Consider the following 17,083-nt stretch of genomic DNA (forward strand, 5'->3'; position numbering starts at 1 on the left):
CGCAAGCCTTTAGGTTCAATGTCGAGTCATGGCTTTGTGGGCATATATTAAGTATAAGCAACTAATCCAGCTATCAAATTGATAAAAAAGTTAAACACACTATTACATATATCTACGTAATAGTGTGATATATCTATTTATAGACTTTTAAAGTATCCTCTGACTATGAAACAAAAAAAATAACCCTAAGACTGGTGTAGTTAGGGTACTTTATACTTCAAAAACCAAACTTTTCTGATTAATCCGCGTTTTTATCATTAGTGTTTCTGGTATCTTGTTATCAAATTGGTTAATGACAATCCTGGAAGCTTTTAATTTTAGCTACAGCTGATATTTATGCTAATACCAAGTCGTCTAGGGATACGTCACGTCGCTTCTCTAACGAGACGCTGCGCGTAGCTTGCTTCTGCGTAGGAGTACGCTCCAAATTCAAAATTCACGCATTAATGATCCCCATAAATAAATTCAGGGACTTGTAATAAGGACTTCGTATTTCTCTCTACGAGACGCCAAGGGCGAACGCGCTGTTCAATCGAAATACATTTTTGGAATAATGACCCTGCTTTGCAGATTGTGATCAAAAAACTATTGGCGAAGTTTCCGCAGTGGGGTACTGCGATTGTGGATGGGGAGTTGGTGAAGTGGGAGGGATAGCGTGAGCGGTAGTTTGAGAACTTTATAAAGTAAAGTTTTGTAAAGGTTCCAATTTCTTGCGAAAAATCGGAGTTTTCAGGCAAAAACCTAGTAGCCTAATTAATAGCTAGTAACTTGATTATGCTTAACTAAGCTTTGCTGCTGCTATTCATGGAGGCTTGCAATGTCAGGTTTGGGTTTTACTCATTGGGGTGCTTTAGCGGCTATCGCTTTCGGTATCAGTTTTTGCTATTGTAAACTACGATTTTTGTGATTTGGTTGGTTGTATAAATGACATCGAAAACCTTATAGTATCAGCACTGCTTAAACCTTAACAGAACCGTATTGGGAGCTGTAGGAGTTGGATTGGGTCTTTGCCAACGCAAGTTAATCGTAGCTAAATTAAATTTTGAGTAAATCAAACGAGAAAATAAATCATGAGCACACAAATTGGTACTCCTTTTTCTGACAACCTGTTCGGCGGTAGTGGAAATGATAATCTGCTTGGTCGCAAGGGCGATGATAATCTGTTCGGTTATGACGGCAATGATAACCTATACGGTGACGAAGGAAATGATAACCTGTTTGGCGGCAGTGGAAATGATAACCTGTTTGGCGGCAGTGGAAACGATAACCTGTTTGGTAGCAGTGGAAATGATAACCTGTTTGGAGAAAAGGGAGACGACGTAATATTTGGCAGTGCTGGTAATGACATTATCAGTGGTGGGGATGGCATTGATACACTTGATTACACTGGTTTAGGTCAAGTAATTACTCTTTTTGCCGATCGTACAGAAAAGGGTGGTGGTCTTGGTAGCGATCGACCTTCAGAGCCTCCTAGTACAGAGATCATCATTGCTGATCCAGGTTTTATAAATGTTATCGATATCTCTGGTACAGATTTAGCATCTTTAATCGACTTGGGTGCAGAAAGATTTGATATTTTTGATGTTCCTGAGGCAATTACCATTAAAAACTTTGTCAATGTCATTGGCAGCAATCAAAATGACACAATTATTGGTAACGAACTAAATAACACACTCATTGGTGGCAGTGGTAATGATTTCTTAGGCGGTAGCACTGGCAATGACATCTATGATGGAGGAGATGGCATTGATACGCTTGATTACACTGGTTTGGGTCAAGCAATTACTATTTTCCCTGATCGCATCGAAAAAGGAAATCTTGGCACTGATAAAGAAGTCGTTCCGAGTGTAATTGAGATAGTTATAGGAGATGTTGGTTTCGCCAATACCATTAATGCTTCAAGTCTAGAAAGTCCTGTTTCTGTAGATGTTGACTTATCTAAGGAATCGTTGATTGGCGTTAATATTTCAGGGGTTGCTAATAGCGTTGGCACTGTCAAAAATTTTTTCAATGTCATTGGTACAAAACAAAACGACACGATTATTGGTAACAAGTTAAACAACATAATCAATGGTTTTGGTGGTCGAGATACTTTATTCGGAGGTGCTGGTCAAGATACATTTGTTTTGGGAGAAAAGGGCAATGTCCTTTATCGCAATTCTGGTTCCGAGGACTTAGCTATCATCAAAGATTTTGTCTCCGGTGAAGACAAAATTCAACTAGCCGGTAACAAAAGTGACTATTCCTTCTTTAACCAAGGTTCTAGTAACTTTATTGCTCTAGTAGGCAATGGCAATGGTCAATTTAACTTTGGGACTGATGAGGTGATTGCATCTCTCAATAGTAGTTTCAATATTGTTAATGACTTGATATTTGTTTAAAAGGAAAGCTCTTTATCTGCGGTGTTGCACATTTGCGGCATGAAAATGTCATCACAAGAAAATTTGGTAGTAATGGATATGATGGAAAGCCCAATTGAAAGACCTCATATTGGGCAAAAAAGATTTTTTAGCGGTAAACAAGGAGAACATACATTAAAAACGCAGGTTATCATCCACCAAAAAACTAGTCAAATCATCTGCTTAGGGCATGGTTTGGGGAAAATTCATGATTTTAGGCTATTTAAAAACAGTGGGGTAAAATTTGGAGAATTACTCAAAGTTATAGCTGATAAAGGCTATCAAGGAATTAATAAAATTCATCAATTAAGTGAAACCCCGATTAAAAAACCAAAAAATAAGAATTTGACAAAAGGACAGAAGAAATATAATCGAGAACTAAATCGATTAAGAATCACTGTTGAACACGTTAATCGTCGTCTAAAAATCTTTAAAATTTTGTCTGATAGATATCGAAATCGTCACCGACGGTTTGGCTTAAGGTCGAATTTAATTGCCGGAATTTATAATCATGACTTAGCCCTATAAATAGGATCAAAAATTTAAATTCATCCAATAATTTCAGTATTAATCAATAACTGAAATGATGCTTGCTGCGATTTTTTAGTTAGCGGTAAGCGTTGGCGCAGCCTCTCGTAGAGAAGCCATGCCGTAGGCTTATCGCGCTTATAATCCTTGCTCGAAAGAATTGATAAACTCTTACTATTTTAATTGCCAAAACTTGAAATTAAAACAACCTTCAATCATACCACAAAATATTTATGCAAGAGTTCTATATTTGAACGTAATCTAGATTGGAGATGCACCATGAACTTTACAGATAAATGCCTTTATGGGGCTTCTTCTGGGAAGCTACTGCTTGCTTTCGCTTTGTCCACCAGCCAAAACCAAGAGCAACCAATGAGCCACCTACTGTATAGGGTTCGGGAACAGGACGTGGTATGACACTAAAGCTGCCATAATCTGCATCGCTTGAAAACTCTGAATAACCTTCATTGAAACTACTGTAGAATACGTTAACATTCCCATTTCCGTCTTCCCCGCTTCCGGAAACCAGGTAAGCAAAACCGTTCTGGGTTAACAGCGGCGGACTCGCATTCAACAGATTATCATTGATTCCGTATGTACCCGGTGAGAGTAGCCCGATGATTCTCTCGGTAATTCCTTGGACTGTCCTTGTCCCAGTTATTCCTGTAATTGTGTAATTGTTTTTTACGGGATCTAGATCGGTGGTGATAAGGGTGCCGATAGTGGAAATCGATGTACCATTTGCTTCATAACTGGGAAAAGAGTACTGAAAATCAAATAGCTGTACAGCTTGTGCCGCAGAAGATGCACCGACACCAGTGATACCTATAACAGCACTAGCGGTAGCAATACCAAGCTTTTTGACTAATTTCATCAGATAATTCTCCTGAAAAACAAGAAGGTAAACAAAGTTGCATAGTTCAAATTGCTAGAAAGACGCTCTTACCTACAGACACACAGAGAAGTCAGGAGCTTCTGGTTTCCTGAGATCAAAAGTTCGGCAGAAACACAGATGCAATTTGAATGACGATTAGCTTATTAACTGTTGATTTGGCTAAGTACAGCTTTGCATAAAATGGTAGCGTTTTTAAACGTACAGAGAAGTATGATCCCAGGAAACCTCCACTTATAACTTTGGTAGGGGCGCAGAGTCCTGCCAAATTTAATTCGCTACGAATTAATCAAATCCTGTACTTAGCCGTTCAAGTTGGGCTTCAATCGCTGCCAAAAGTTGGCTTTGCTGCCAATCTTGGCTAATATGGGCGGCTATACAAGCGGCTCCAGCACCCATACCTTCTTTCACAAAGCCCTGCTCATAAGCTCTCAGTTGGGGATAACGAGAATCAGCAAAGCTCAGATGAGTTGCTAATAGGGGAGGGGTTCCTCCACTCTGAGTTAAGCTGCCTTTTCCTAAATTGAGGGCTAAGTCAACCGTAGCCCCAGTAGGGTCTTCTGCCACCCAGCGGGTTGTGCCTACAACTACTGCTTCTGGTTGCCATGATAAGGCGTAAGCTTGAGCGATCGCACTTATCAGCGCATAAACCGCCAACATTTGCGTCCCACCAGCAAGCATTACACCACAACTACGACTAGCAGCGATCGCCATCCCAGCTACCACCACCTGCATGGGATCACCCACAGCAGCGACGAGTTTTAGAGGATCTACAGAATTTTGGATTTTAGATTTTGGATTTTGGATTGGAGATTGGAAGTTTATCTCCCCCTGCCCTCTGCTCCCCATCATCTTCTCCAGCCCAGTTTGCACTAGTGCCCACTTTTGCGCGTGGTTACAAACAGGGTGGCTACTGTTAACTTTTCCGGCAGCTTCTATACCCAAACCAGTTAAAATTGCCAGGGCAGTTGTAGTGCCTCCAACGACGCACTCACCGACAATCAGATACCCCTGTTTGATATTGGTAGCAAGACGTTCTCCCCAAAGTAGCCCTTGTTCAAATAAATGGTGTACCGTTGTGATTTCCATAGCAGCACCTCCACTTAAACATCTAGCAGGAGCGCCACCCAAATCAATTACTGGCACAGCAGGAGGCTGGGGTAAACCAGCATTAAACAAATGAACTGGTATCTTTAGTGACTCCAAGACAGCGCGAGAAATCAATACAGGTGAAGCCCCAGCCGCTAATGGTGGTAGGGGATATTGCGGCTTATGTTCTGAGCCGTAATACAAAAACTCGGCATCGGCACAAGCAGTATATTTTCGATCCTCTGGAGTGCGACCAGCCGCTGAAATCCCTGGAATTAAACCAGTTTCAGTAAATCCTAAAACACAGGCAAATACGGGTAGACAACCACGATACCGTCGTAGCCATTCTTCACCCTGTTCTTCTTGGGTATAAATACTAATCATTTAAAAAGTTAGAAGTTAGGAGTTGTGAGTTAGGAGTTTAACTCATAACTCCTAACTCACAACTGGTCACTATCCTTCATAATCCATGAGGACTTGCACCCAGCGTGGTGGACGGGGAATGGGGTTTCCCAGGCGGTCAAAAAGAAACGATGCTGCCAGGTGTACCACAAAAAGGTAGATAAAGTTGTTGAGTACAATTAGAGCGATCGCTCCCACTTGAATCAAAAATACACTGGGACTCGCCAATAAACTCAGCTTCAAAAATACCCACTCAATGAATTCAGTCACCTGGGTAATCACATAAATCCACAGGTCTTCACCTGACAAAACAGACAGCAACCACAGCCGAAAAAAGACTCCCAAAGTGCCCAAAAGTGTACCCAACGTGATAGAAACAATCCAGGGAACACGACGATACCACGTCGCCCCCAAAAGCACGCCCATGAACCCGTAGGGCATGACAAACAGCAAACTGCGGGCTGGTCCCATCAGTACCGTCAGCAGTAACCCGGAGGTGAGTGCTGCCATCCATGCCGCCCGCTTGCCCCAACGCAGATAAACTAGAGCGATCGGCACCGGAAAAAATATCCGTAAAACTGGCCCCAAGGGAAAATAGAAATTAATAAACCAAATTAAGCTAGCGGTACTGGCTAAAAATGCCGTTTCCACCATCCTCAAGGGCGCATCAGCCTTGAGTTGAGGAGGTGTTAATTGCTGTTCTTTGTCTAACCAATGATTGCGGGGAGTTGGAGATTCAGGGGATGGATCTTCCTGCGGCTCATCTGGCAGAGAATCTAAAATACTCATATCTGGTACTTTACACGATCATTCTTTCCAAGGCTGACAAATCGGGAATACAAATATTGTCTTGATCCCGTTTAATCAACCCTTTTTTTTCTAGCCTTGTCAATACTCGTGTGACAGTTTCCCGCGCCAGTCCGCTCAAACTACTCAATTCCCGATGAGGTAAATTGGGGATTTCAGTTCCTGTTTGCCCTTTTTTTCCCTGTCCTTCTGCCAAAAATAACAACGTATCTGCCACTCGTGACTGGCTATCAGATTCCCGCAACCGCAATCGGCGATTTACTTGCCGCAAACGTCGTGCCATTAGTTGCGCTAATCGAACTCCCGCCAAGGGCTCTATCTGAAGTAACTTGATAAAATCCTGAGCAGGCATACTGCCAATTACTGTCGGGGCCAAGGTAATCACATCTGTTGATCGAGGTACTTCATCTAGCGCCGCCATTTCACCAAACAATTCCCCTTTGCCAAGAATATTCAGCGTTACCTCTTTTCCTTCCAGATTGTAGGTGCGAATTTTTACCCATCCGTCCATAATAAAATACACAGAACCACCCCAGTCATTTTCCAGGAGAATCACCTGATTGGCTGGGTGAGTGCGGGTGACAAGATGGATGAGGGCTGATTCCACAGCAGTTTTTGGCAACCCTTGAAAAAAGGGAGCCGATGTGATCATCCAGGGATGAGCCTGTGCTTGCAAGCTATATCGGTCTTCCATTACGACATCTTTATTCAAGCTGCTATGTACACACAACAAACAAGAGCGCCATTTTATAGCCTAAGCTATCATTGCACAGCCCCCTTTCAAAGGGAAAACTAACTATGCTACATAAGAAAGTGACTTGAACGTTTTTATAAATAATCTTTACCTATAAGTTTAAATGGGGTAAAAGTTTTGCAAAAAGTAGTTTATAGTCGGCGGTTGTATTGCTTAGGGGCTAGCTGCACTGCAAACTTGATTAGTTAAGAATATAGGCAAACAACATTAATGATACTAAAGGGAGTAAATTATTGCTCAGGTATTTTAGCGATTTTCAAAAATAGGCAACCAATGACCTGCAAAACTAAGCTTCTTAAACAAATGCTGACTGAAGATTGCCACGACTCCCAGTAATCCATAACATAATGAAAGTCATAAATCCAAGCAGCGGCATTTGCCACTCAAAACTTCTCCTATGGTCGATGCTGCGCGTTGCAAGATCCCCACAGGGGTACGGTGATTGGAAAGGAATTGTTACATTAGTTAACATACATTTTTAGGTAAGGTGATAAAAGTGACTTCCAGTGCAGATGAAATTCAAAAACTGATCGCAGACATTGACAACTTACTTGCCAGCGGTGGTAAGCGCCTGTCTAGATTTCTGCCTGGTCAGACGCAAGAGCCTAAAGAGGTTTTAGAGCGAATTCGCAACTTCTTGGTAAGGCTACAAGAAAAAGAAGCATTAGAGAGCGGCATCCCAAATCAGTCTTCTGAAGAACCGCCAACGCCTTTATTAACAAAATTTATTGATCATGATTATTATCAGTATCCACTACCGCCGCTCGAATTCAGTCAGGAAGAGAGTACTGTTGGGGCAGGACAATTAAAAAGTGAATTTTCGAGCTTGATAGAGCCATTGCGATCGGAATTAGAATTGCTCTTGCAAGAGCGAGCCACTCTCATCCAGGAAATTCGCCAGCTAGAACAAAAGCGTTTGCAAAACTACTCTCTAGCGCAGCAGTTGACAAACCAGGAGCAAATAATTACCGAGTTTTTACAGGTACTCATAAGTCGCCTTGTGCCAACTTTAACGCCAGTAGTAGCACAGACGGGGGAAAATTCCACCAGTTCTTCAGGGGGAATTAATCACGCAACCTCTGGAACTCAACCTTTATTAGAATCACCAGACCGCGTGCAGCAGTTAACCCAGCTGGCCAGAGAGTTGGATCAACGTTTATTATCGCTAGATGGGACGGTGAATGTAGTCTTTGAGGCACTACAGCGCAACATTAATACTTATGACGAGTCGCTGTCGCAAGCACTGGCAAGAATGCATAGCAAGGGAATGCAAGGCGAAGAGTTGATGACTAGCTTTCTCAACAATTTGACCCAGCATTTGCAGCAACAATCCCCTAGTTCCCAGCCATCTTTCCTTGGGGGAGAATCTGAGACACCACCATCATTGGCAAACCCAGCCGAGATCAGTACTGAAGTCGCGCCCCAACTCTTGGAGCTGATCCAGCCAGAAACTTTATCTTCACTCACAATTAATTCTGAGCAACAGGATACTACCCTCACAGAGGATTTAGATGCAGTGCTGTTGCAGCTTGGCTTAGACTCGTCTCAATCTTCTGAAACCCCGACCGAATTACCGCAAGATATTTCTGCATTAATTGGTGATGAAGTAGACCAGCTTTACGCCAGTTTGTTTGGTACTGGTGATGTTAATAACCCAAGTCTTGAGGTTGTCACAAATGACTTATTTGCTTCCCCAGCCTCCCCATCAACGTTGAACATCGCTGAGAGTCCACCTGTGCCTCCAACCGCGGATTCTGCGGTTGTGATACCAGAAATGGATTTGTTGGATCTGAGCAACACTCACCCACAAACAACTCAACAGACTCCAGTAGAAACCACAGATTCATCAGAACCACAGTCAGAACTATTTTTTGAAGAGGATACTGAGCAAGACTCGCCTCTTAGCAACTCTGTGCCACAAACAGACAGTTCCTTGTTGCAACTCGACACTCAGCCAGCTAGTGTTGATACAATTAATACCCTAACTGAGCTATTGGTTGATGCAGGTAGTGATCAGCAACTGCCGGAAGTATCATCTTCTGTGGATAATGCCACAACTACAGCACCAGTTACTCCAGAAGTAGCAGAAATTGCGTTGGCAAAGGCTACAGTTCATGGAGCGTCTCGTAGAGAAGGTCTCGCCACATCGGAAGTATTAAATAACGATGAGCAGCCAGAACCGTTTTTAGATAACTACATTGCTGCTTCACCCGAAGAAAACCTACTTTCTTTAGAGTCAAACCAGGCTCAAATCTTACCTGATATTTCCTTAGATGAAGAGCAGTTGCAACAATTAGATCGGGATTTGGCTAATTTTGATCGGCAGCTAAATTCTGAGTCGGAGCCAGCTATAAACTTGGATATTTTCTCCGAACTAATTGATAGAACTCAAGACACAATCCCCACAACTTCCCCAGAACCGCAAACAGAAAATATCCAAACAGCAGAAAACACCTCAACTGTTGCTTTCTCCAGTTTGGCAGTTCCCCAGTTAGAAACTGAAAAAAAAAAGGAAGTCACAACTCCTGTTCAAGACAGTTCTTTACCTTCAATTTCCGACTCCATCACCAATCCAGAAGTTTCGCTTAATGTTCTAGAATCAGTTTGGTATTTAGGAATTGATTTAGGTACAACAGGAATTTCTGCCGCATTATTAAATCGCTCGACTTTTGTTGTACATCCTATCTACTGGTCAGCAGAAAATCCGCCAGGAACAAGTTCCTTTCAGGAATCATTTCGTTTACCAACAGAGGTTTATCTGCCTACAGCTTCTGTACCCCACAGTGAAAATGAAAGTATCGAAACACATGAGCAGATAGCACCTGCGGCTGTTGCCCAAGATAAAGTGCCTGACCACTCAGCTACCACTTCTGCAACACCTAGATCAACAGCAGATCCGACGAAAAATAATCTCTACTCGGCGCAGTTGAAGCCCTATTTACAAGTAGCGATTCCCTACAAGAGTGAACGGCAAAAATGGGAACCTGTTTTGCAATTAAATGAATTTTCGGCGGGGCCTTTGATTTGGGTTGTGCGATCGCTCTCTAAGCTACTATTAACCCTCAAATCCGATCAGACTAGTACTACCCCTAGTTTAATGGCTGCTGCTGTTGGGATCAGCGAACAAAATTTTCCGCAGATTATCAATAATATTGCTGGTGTGATTTGCACCTGCCCATCTAGCTGGTCGGAACAATACCGCTTCAACGTGCGAGAGGCTTTACTCACCAGCAAACTCATCCAACATCCGCAGCAAGTCTTTTTTGTGGAAGAAGCGATCGCTAGTCTACTCCCGGAACTCGATGCTGCTAACGGTGAGCAAATAAAATTAAGCCAACATCAGGGTTTTCATCCAGCAAAAACCAGCGAACATCCTCTTTTGGGTAATACCCTGGTGATTAACATTGGGACAACTGCCACAGAAATGTTACTGGTAGATATACCAGAAACATTGCTGCAATTGACATACAATGATTTCATGCTCCACAGTTTTGCCTATGCTGGCAAGGGAATTGAACAAGATATTATCTGCCAGCTGCTATTGCCACCAAAATCTCGGCAATCACGCCCCCAAACACAAAGCGATAGCAAAACCATTACTAGTAATCCTTGGCAATGGCAACCATCAATTCCCGGTTTAGACCAAATGCGTTGGCAGAGTTTAGGGTTGGAAGAATTAGAACTACCCAGAGTCGGGGAACCAGATATCACCGCTCGGATTCGCCTCCAACAGCGTCTAGAAAGTTCTCTGCTGGGACAGGCGGTATTAGATGCCGCACTTGCCCTAAAATTGATTTTGCAACACCAAGACTCTTTTACCCTGGAATTAGCCGATCATCAGTGGATTTTGCAGCGACGAGACTTAGAAAGCCAGGTATTTATCCCGTTTGTGCGCCGCCTGAACCGAGAACTTAACAAGTTATTGGTAGCTCGTGGCATCCCTACAGAAGCAATTAATCAAGCGATCCTGACTGGTGGAGTGGCTTGTATCGGGACGGTAAACCGCTGGTTACGGCAAAAACTCCCCAACGCTAAGATTATTCAAGATTTATATCTCGGCGAAAACGGCGCTCCCAATTGTAGTCGGGTTGCTTACGGATTGGCGATGCTGCCTCTGCATCCCCAAATATTAGATATACCCAGGCAACAATACACTGATTATTTCCTGTTTACAGAATTGCTGCGGCTGCTACCAGATCGACCCTTATCTTTTGGTGAAGTTATCCAGTTATTTGAGGGTCGTGGGATCAATACTCGCACTTGTCAGCAACGGCTGCTGGCTTTTTTGGAAGGTGAACTGCCTTCGGGTTTGATACCTTCAGTTACAGACTCAACCTGGCTCACTCAGGGTTCGCAAGAAAATCCTGACTATCAGGCGATCGCTACAGCCCCACTTTTTGAAAAACAAGGGAGTCTCACTTATCGTCCCAATTCCCAACAACTGTTGTCTTTGCGTCGCTACTTAGATGCAATTAAGGCTAGTAATCAGCAATCATTGGAGGAACCATATACGGTGAATTTCGCATTAGAGGTTGATCATTGAGACTAGTAGATCACGGTGTAAATAAGGATACTATTCAAAATTAAATATGCTTGCCTTACAAGCATATTTAATTTTGAATTCTACAAAGCGGTACTATTACTTCAGGACAACCTGCTCTCTCAAAAATTTCCCAGCTACAATGCGTAATTTTCTGAGGAAAACTACTGTTTACTTAGAATTTACTGGTTGTGAATCGTAGCAGTATTCTTTACGGAAAAATACTGGAAATTTATAATTCATTATCTTAATTGAAAGATTTTGTAAATTTTGAGTTTTCAGTTTTTCTTTTGTTTAATTTTTGTGTATGTTAACACTCAGTAGAAATGGTCAAAGCAATAAAAATCGCATTAACAAAATTATGTCCATATCTACACACACTACTAATGCAAAAAGTCCTGTTGTAGATAAATTAGCCCTTGTGAATCATCTTTATCTTTATTCAGTTGATTGCTCACAACAGCCCTTACATCCTTCAACTGTAAGCATGGCTAAACGATTAATTGACATTATCGGAGCCATTGTGGGGCTGATGATTACATTTTTAATAGCAATTCCCGTAGCAATTGCTACCGTTATTCATGAACCAAGTCCGATATTTTATTCCCAAATGCGCTGCGGTTTGAACGGAAAAACTTTCCGGATATGGAAATTCCGTTCTATGATCGTCGATGCCGATAAACTCAAGCATTTGGTCAAAAACCAAGCCAAAGGTCACATCTTTAAATCTGTTGACGATCCTCGGATTACTCCTGTGGGTAAATTTTTGCGGCGTACTAGCTTGGACGAATTCCCCCAATTTTGGAATGTTCTAGTAGGGGACATGAGTTTAGTTGGTACTCGTCCACCGACTCCTGATGAAGTCACGCATTACGATCCACATCACTGGGATAGATTGCGAGTCAAACCAGGTATTACCGGAGAATGGCAGGCTAATGGTCGTTCGAGCATCAAAGACTTTGAAACCATTGTCAAGATGGATATAGATTATCAACAGAAGTGGTCTGTAACTTACGACTTGAGTCTGATTGTTAAAACTATCTGGGTAGTATTAAAAAAGACTGGTGCTTATTAATTTGTTGCTACTTGCACCCGTTTAACCCTTGACCCCGCTACCAGTTTCCGTAGGTACAATATAACGTTGTAAAAACAAAAATAGTAATAATACTGGGGCGATCGCAATCACTGAACCAGCAGCTACTAACCGCCAGTCAAGGGAAAATGTACCTACTAGCTTTGCAACTCCTAAAGTAAGAGTGTATAAATTTTCGTCTTGGATGACAATTAAAGGCCACAAAAAGTCACTCCAAGCACCAATGAATACAAAAATAGCTAAAGTTACCAGTGCTGGACGAATTGCTGGTAACATCACATGCCACCACAATCCTAACTCGGAACTGCCATCCATTCGAGCGGCTTCTTCTATTTCTTTGGGGACACTCATGAAAGCTTGGCGCAACAGAAAAATGCCAAAGGCAGAAGCTAAACTAGGAAAAATCATCCCTAAATAAGTATTTCTCAAACCCAACTGGACTGTCAAAATATAGAGGGGAATCATCACGATTTGGAAGGGAATCATAATCGTGGAGACGATCGCCACAAAAATCCAGTCTCGTCCGACAAACGACAATCTTGCCAACGGGTACGCAGCTAAAGCGCAAAACAGCAGATTTAAGCCCACAGTCAGCACTGACACCAAACTACTGTTATACAAGTATTGTCCAAAAGGTAGAGAGTTCCAGACACTAAAGAAGTTATTTAGTGTCGGTGAGGTAGGTAACAACTGTGGCGGCGACTGAAAAATATTTTCCGTAGGCGATTTCAAGGCTGTGCTAATTAGCCACAGTAAAGGAAAGAGCATCACCAGTGCGATCGCTCCCAATAGCGCATACATTAGCAGAATTTGCGATCGTGGTTTTTTCCAGTTCAGCATTTGATTAATAACCTAAATACTCTAAACCTACTATTTTGCGATATTAAAACATGAATTTAGAACTTGAACAGAAGCTTTGGAAGGCAGGAAAACAAGAACAAGCATACCGCAAAGAAATATGGTATGAAATCATAGATTCTTTGTTAGATGATTTTTCTCAGTTTGTTGGGCAGGATTTTCACCGCGATCCTGAAATTAAATTAAATATTGAAAACCCGAATTGTCCATCATTTGGTCGTTGGATATGGACTGATGAAAAAGGAGAATTCCCTCTATCTGTAACTTGGTCAGCCTTAATTGGTGGCGATATCATAGGAACTGAAGAGTCGGGGGATACTTTTCATGTTAGTATTTTACTATTCTTATTCGATACTACTGGTAACAATCGCTTACGTCTAAAAACAGGCGAAAGCTTTCTTTCATTTGCTTTTGAAAAACAATCCGATGATAATGGACACTGGCGTAGTCTTGGCTGGTGTAAGGATGAATGGGGTGAATGGGAAAATCTTGGATAATTTGAAATAGTTCAATACAGTGAAAGCTATAGATATAATTATTGATTGCGCTTAGGGGCTTACAATTAAAAGAGAAGAAATTATTTAAAAATCTGGTTTAAGCAATTCACCTAATTTTGTTATTAAATTTATTTACACATAGTATCATCACTTTCTTCACTCCCTAATTTTTCCAGAATATCAAAGAATTCGTTCATTATTTTTGCGTCACGTTCTTTTACATCACTCCATGTTTGACTATTGTGAATCATATCTTGTGCTTCATCATAAGAAATACCAAAAGTATTTTTGACAATTCCAATTGATTCAGCTTTGGAATAATTGCTTTCTCTTAAAAACTTAATAACAACTTCTTGATCTGCGGATTCAGTCAACATATTATTCAGCTTTTCAGTCAGTTCATTATCTTTGTTCATGCTCAGTAGTAGATGATGTCGGATTAGTCATAAAACATTTTATGAGATGTCTTCATTATCCTGAATCCTTCAGCCTTTTTGAGTCAATCCTATTTCCGTACAAATAGCTTGTAGTGGTTTATCCCAAGGTTCAATAGGTATTTGGGACAAATAGGCAAAATCAAAGACTATTCCGATAGTCGGCTTTGTCTGCCACTGCGGTAAACTGAGCAAGCGATCGTAATATCCGCCGCCATAACCCAAACGATATCCTTGATAGTCGCAAGCTACACTGGGGACGAGAATCAAATCCACTTCAGCCGGATCTAATATTGGAGCATCGGGGTGCGGTTCAGGAATGCCATAAGCGCCGCTTTGGAGAGAATCTTCAGGTGCCCAAATATGCCAACATAGGGATTTATCAACGCAACGAGGAAATCCCCAACGGTATTTGCTGTCTGTAAATAGTGGACTGAGATCAGGTTCTTGGCGAAAGCTGAAATAAGCGAGGATTGTTTTTGCTTGGGCGAACAAAGTAGAGTTTTGTAAATGAGAGCAAATGCGATCGCTTTTTTCTCTCCACTCTTCGACGGACATTGATTGACGTGTTTTGAGTAGAGTGCGGCGTAGTTCTGCTTTATTTAGTTGATGATTAACTTTGTCCATGAAAATTTATAGCCTCAAACAAATAAGCTGGGCATCGCCCAGCTTATACCACCCTACATTCACCAGTACATCGTTATGCAGCGTGTTGACGATACCACTCAATGGTATTCTTTAACCCTTCTTCAAAGCCCACCTGAGCCGTGAAATTAAAGGCTTGCTTTGCCCGTTCAGTATCTAAACGGCGGCGGGGTTGACCATTAGGCTTATCAGTTTGCCAGACAATTTCACCCTTAAACTCCATCAATTCACAGATTAGAGTTACTAAATTAAGGATGGTGATTTCATCACCTGTTCCCAAGTTAACTGGTTCCGATTCGTTATAAAATTCAGTCCCCATAACAATCCCGCGCGCTGCATCTTCTGAATACAGAAACTCACGGGTGGGACTCCCATCACCCCAAACTGGAAGTTGCTTTTCTCCCTTAATTTGGGCTTCGTGAACTTTGCGAACTAATGCTGGAATGACGTGGGAACTTCCAGTGTCAAAGTTATCTTCTGGGCCATATAAATTCACTGGCAGTAGGTAAATCCCATTAAAACCGTACTGCTGGCGATAAGATTGCAATTGGACTAAAAGTGCTTTTTTAGCAATTCCGTAGGGGGCGTTGGTTTCCTCTGGGTAGCCATTCCAAAGATCATCTTCTTTGAATGGCACTGGAGTGAATTTAGGATAGGCGCAGATTGTGCCAACACAAACAAATTTTTGTACTCCAGCTTGATAGGCAGCGTGAATTAGCTGGGTTCCCATAATCAAGTTATCGTAGAACAACTCTGCGGGTTTTTCGCGGTTCAGACCGATGCCACCGACATGAGCTGCTAGGTGGATAATTATGTCTTGTTGGTCAACTGCACGTTGGCTATTTTCCCAGACACGCAGATCACAATCGCGCGATCGCACTATTGTAATCTTCTCACGATCAGCTCCTGCTTTACCTAGTTGATCTATCACCTGACGACCTAGAAACCCTGACCCACCAGTGACGAGAATGCGTTTATTTTTTAATTCTAAGGCGGTCATATTTTTATCCTCTGTGGTGTGAATCAGAAGTGCAAAGCGCCCAGTTGTTGACGAATAGTCGCAATATCATTTGGAAATTGCGAACCATTTCCATTGGGTGAAGTGTGACCCAATGCTTGTAAATCTGCTTCTACCATTAAGGAAACTAGTTCTTCAAAGGTTACTGATGGTGTCCAGCCCAACTTCTGCCGTGCTTTGGTAGAATCGCCAATCAATAACTCTACCTCAGATGGACGGAGGTAACGCTCATCAAACTCTACATAATCTTGCCAATTGAGATTTACGTAACTAAATGCCAGTTCCAAAAACTCCCGCACCGAGTGGGTTTCACCAGTAGCAATTACGTAATCGTCTGGCTGGTCTTTCTGCACCATCAACCACATTGCTTTGACGTAATCCTTCGCATAGCCCCAATCTCGCTTGGCGTCTAGATTACCCATGTAAATTTTTTTTTGCTTCCCAGCAACGATACCAGCCACTGCTCTAGTAATTTTGCGGGTTACAAAGGTTTCACCCCGCCTTGGTGACTCGTGGTTAAAAAGTATGCCATTACAAGCAAACAAATCATAGGACTCACGATAGTTTACAGTTTGCCAGTGGGCATAAACTTTCGCACAGGCATACGGACTGCGGGGATAAAAGGGTGTTGTCTCAGTTTGAGGTACTGCTTGTACTAAACCGTACATTTCAGAAGAACCCGCCTGGTAAAATCGCACCTGAATTCCGGTACGCTGTTGGTAGTCCCGAATTGCTTCTAACAGACGCAGTGTACCCATTCCTACAGCATCTACTGTGTATTCTGGTGAATCAAAGCTGACTCTGACATGGGATTGAGCGCCCAGGTTGTAAATCTCTACTGGCTTGACGTCTTCTAAAATACGCCGCAACGTCGTACCATCTGTCAAGTCACCATAATGAAGAAACAACCGCACTCCGTCTTTGTGGGGGTCTTCGTAAATGTGATCAATGCGGTCTGTGTTGAAGGTAGAAGTCCGGCGAATAATGCCATGAACCTCATAACCTTGTTCCAGCAAAAACTCACTCAGATATGAACCATCTTGACCAGTAATACCAGTAATCAACGCTCGTTTCTGTTGCGTCATCCTCAATTATCCCTTATTGTCTTTGATTAAAAAGTTACAGTC

13 protein-coding genes and 1 pseudogene are annotated in these 17,083 nt (G+C 42.2%); 5 read left to right on the forward strand and 9 right to left on the reverse strand.

The genetic code is table 11. The features are described from left to right. Window positions 1-1,070: 1,070 nt before the first annotated feature. Window positions 1,071-2,381, forward strand: a complete 1,311-nt coding sequence (locus Q0541_RS25315) for a calcium-binding protein (protein ID WP_298917291.1) — start codon at window positions 1,071-1,073, stop codon at window positions 2,379-2,381. Window positions 2,382-2,435: 54 nt separating this feature from the next. Next, a pseudogene (locus Q0541_RS25320) lies at window positions 2,436-2,927 on the forward strand (transposase family protein); the annotation flags it as partial. 286 nt (window positions 2,928-3,213) lie between these two features. Here the strand turns inward: Q0541_RS25320 and Q0541_RS25325 are convergent. The 4 genes from Q0541_RS25325 to Q0541_RS25340 all read right to left on the reverse strand — a co-directional run bounded on the left by Q0541_RS25325 (window position 3,214) and on the right by Q0541_RS25340 (window position 6,811). Continuing rightward, window positions 3,214-3,801: a PEP-CTERM sorting domain-containing protein gene (locus tag Q0541_RS25325; RefSeq protein ID WP_298917294.1), complete on the reverse strand. Its 588-nt coding sequence runs from the start codon at window positions 3,799-3,801 to the stop codon at window positions 3,214-3,216. A 303-nt stretch (window positions 3,802-4,104) separates the two neighbouring features. Further along, on the reverse strand, window positions 4,105-5,292 hold the full coding sequence (gene cobT, locus Q0541_RS25330) for a nicotinate mononucleotide-dependent phosphoribosyltransferase CobT (RefSeq protein ID WP_298917297.1): 1,188 nt from the start codon (window positions 5,290-5,292) through the stop codon (window positions 4,105-4,107). Window positions 5,293-5,361: 69 nt separating this feature from the next. Continuing rightward, window positions 5,362-6,099 carry a DUF2232 domain-containing protein gene (locus Q0541_RS25335; protein WP_298917301.1) on the reverse strand — a complete coding sequence of 246 codons (738 nt, stop codon included), beginning with the start codon at window positions 6,097-6,099 and terminating at the stop codon, window positions 5,362-5,364. A 10-nt stretch (window positions 6,100-6,109) separates the two neighbouring features. Next, complete coding sequence (locus Q0541_RS25340; protein ID WP_298917304.1) at window positions 6,110-6,811, reverse strand: Crp/Fnr family transcriptional regulator; 702 nt, start codon at window positions 6,809-6,811, stop codon at window positions 6,110-6,112. Window positions 6,812-7,367: 556 nt separating this feature from the next. Between Q0541_RS25340 and Q0541_RS25345 the strand changes: the two genes are divergently transcribed. Together Q0541_RS25345 and Q0541_RS25350 are read left to right on the forward strand one after the other, a co-directional pair. Beyond that, window positions 7,368-11,414, forward strand: a complete 4,047-nt coding sequence (locus Q0541_RS25345) for a hypothetical protein (protein ID WP_298917307.1) — start codon at window positions 7,368-7,370, stop codon at window positions 11,412-11,414. 358 nt (window positions 11,415-11,772) lie between these two features. Then, complete coding sequence (locus Q0541_RS25350) at window positions 11,773-12,486, forward strand: sugar transferase (protein ID WP_298917312.1); 714 nt, start codon at window positions 11,773-11,775, stop codon at window positions 12,484-12,486. Between the two features lie 21 nt (window positions 12,487-12,507). Here Q0541_RS25350 and Q0541_RS25355 read toward each other — a convergent pair whose 3' ends face one another. After that, window positions 12,508-13,344 (reverse strand): carbohydrate ABC transporter permease, encoded by an 837-nt coding sequence (locus Q0541_RS25355; RefSeq protein WP_298917316.1) that lies wholly within the window; start codon window positions 13,342-13,344, stop codon window positions 12,508-12,510. Between the two features lie 50 nt (window positions 13,345-13,394). Here Q0541_RS25355 and Q0541_RS25360 point away from each other — a divergent pair, with 50 nt between their 5' ends. Beyond that, a complete protein-coding gene (locus tag Q0541_RS25360; RefSeq protein WP_298917319.1) occupies window positions 13,395-13,859 on the forward strand; it encodes a hypothetical protein in 465 nt (154 codons plus the stop codon). 128 nt (window positions 13,860-13,987) lie between these two features. Here the strand turns inward: Q0541_RS25360 and Q0541_RS25365 are convergent, their stop codons facing one another. The 4 genes from Q0541_RS25365 to gmd all read right to left on the reverse strand — a co-directional run bounded on the left by Q0541_RS25365 (window position 13,988) and on the right by gmd (window position 17,041). Continuing rightward, window positions 13,988-14,275 (reverse strand): hypothetical protein, encoded by a 288-nt coding sequence (locus tag Q0541_RS25365; RefSeq protein ID WP_298917322.1) that lies wholly within the window; start codon window positions 14,273-14,275, stop codon window positions 13,988-13,990. Window positions 14,276-14,344: 69 nt separating this feature from the next. Then, on the reverse strand, window positions 14,345-14,920 hold the full coding sequence (locus tag Q0541_RS25370) for a 5-formyltetrahydrofolate cyclo-ligase (RefSeq protein ID WP_298917325.1): 576 nt from the start codon (window positions 14,918-14,920) through the stop codon (window positions 14,345-14,347). A 73-nt stretch (window positions 14,921-14,993) separates the two neighbouring features. Then, entirely contained in the window at window positions 14,994-15,938 is a 945-nt protein-coding gene (locus Q0541_RS25375) for a GDP-L-fucose synthase (RefSeq protein ID WP_298917328.1), read from the reverse strand. Window positions 15,939-15,961: 23 nt separating this feature from the next. Further along, the gene (gene gmd / locus Q0541_RS25380; RefSeq protein WP_298917330.1) at window positions 15,962-17,041 is read right to left on the reverse strand and encodes a GDP-mannose 4,6-dehydratase; all 1,080 of its coding nucleotides are present in this window, start codon (window positions 17,039-17,041) and stop codon (window positions 15,962-15,964) included. Window positions 17,042-17,083: the final 42 nt, after the last annotated feature.

Source organism: uncultured Nostoc sp., assembly GCF_937863485.1.
In the GTDB taxonomy this organism is placed as follows: domain Bacteria; phylum Cyanobacteriota; class Cyanobacteriia; order Cyanobacteriales; family Nostocaceae; genus Nostoc.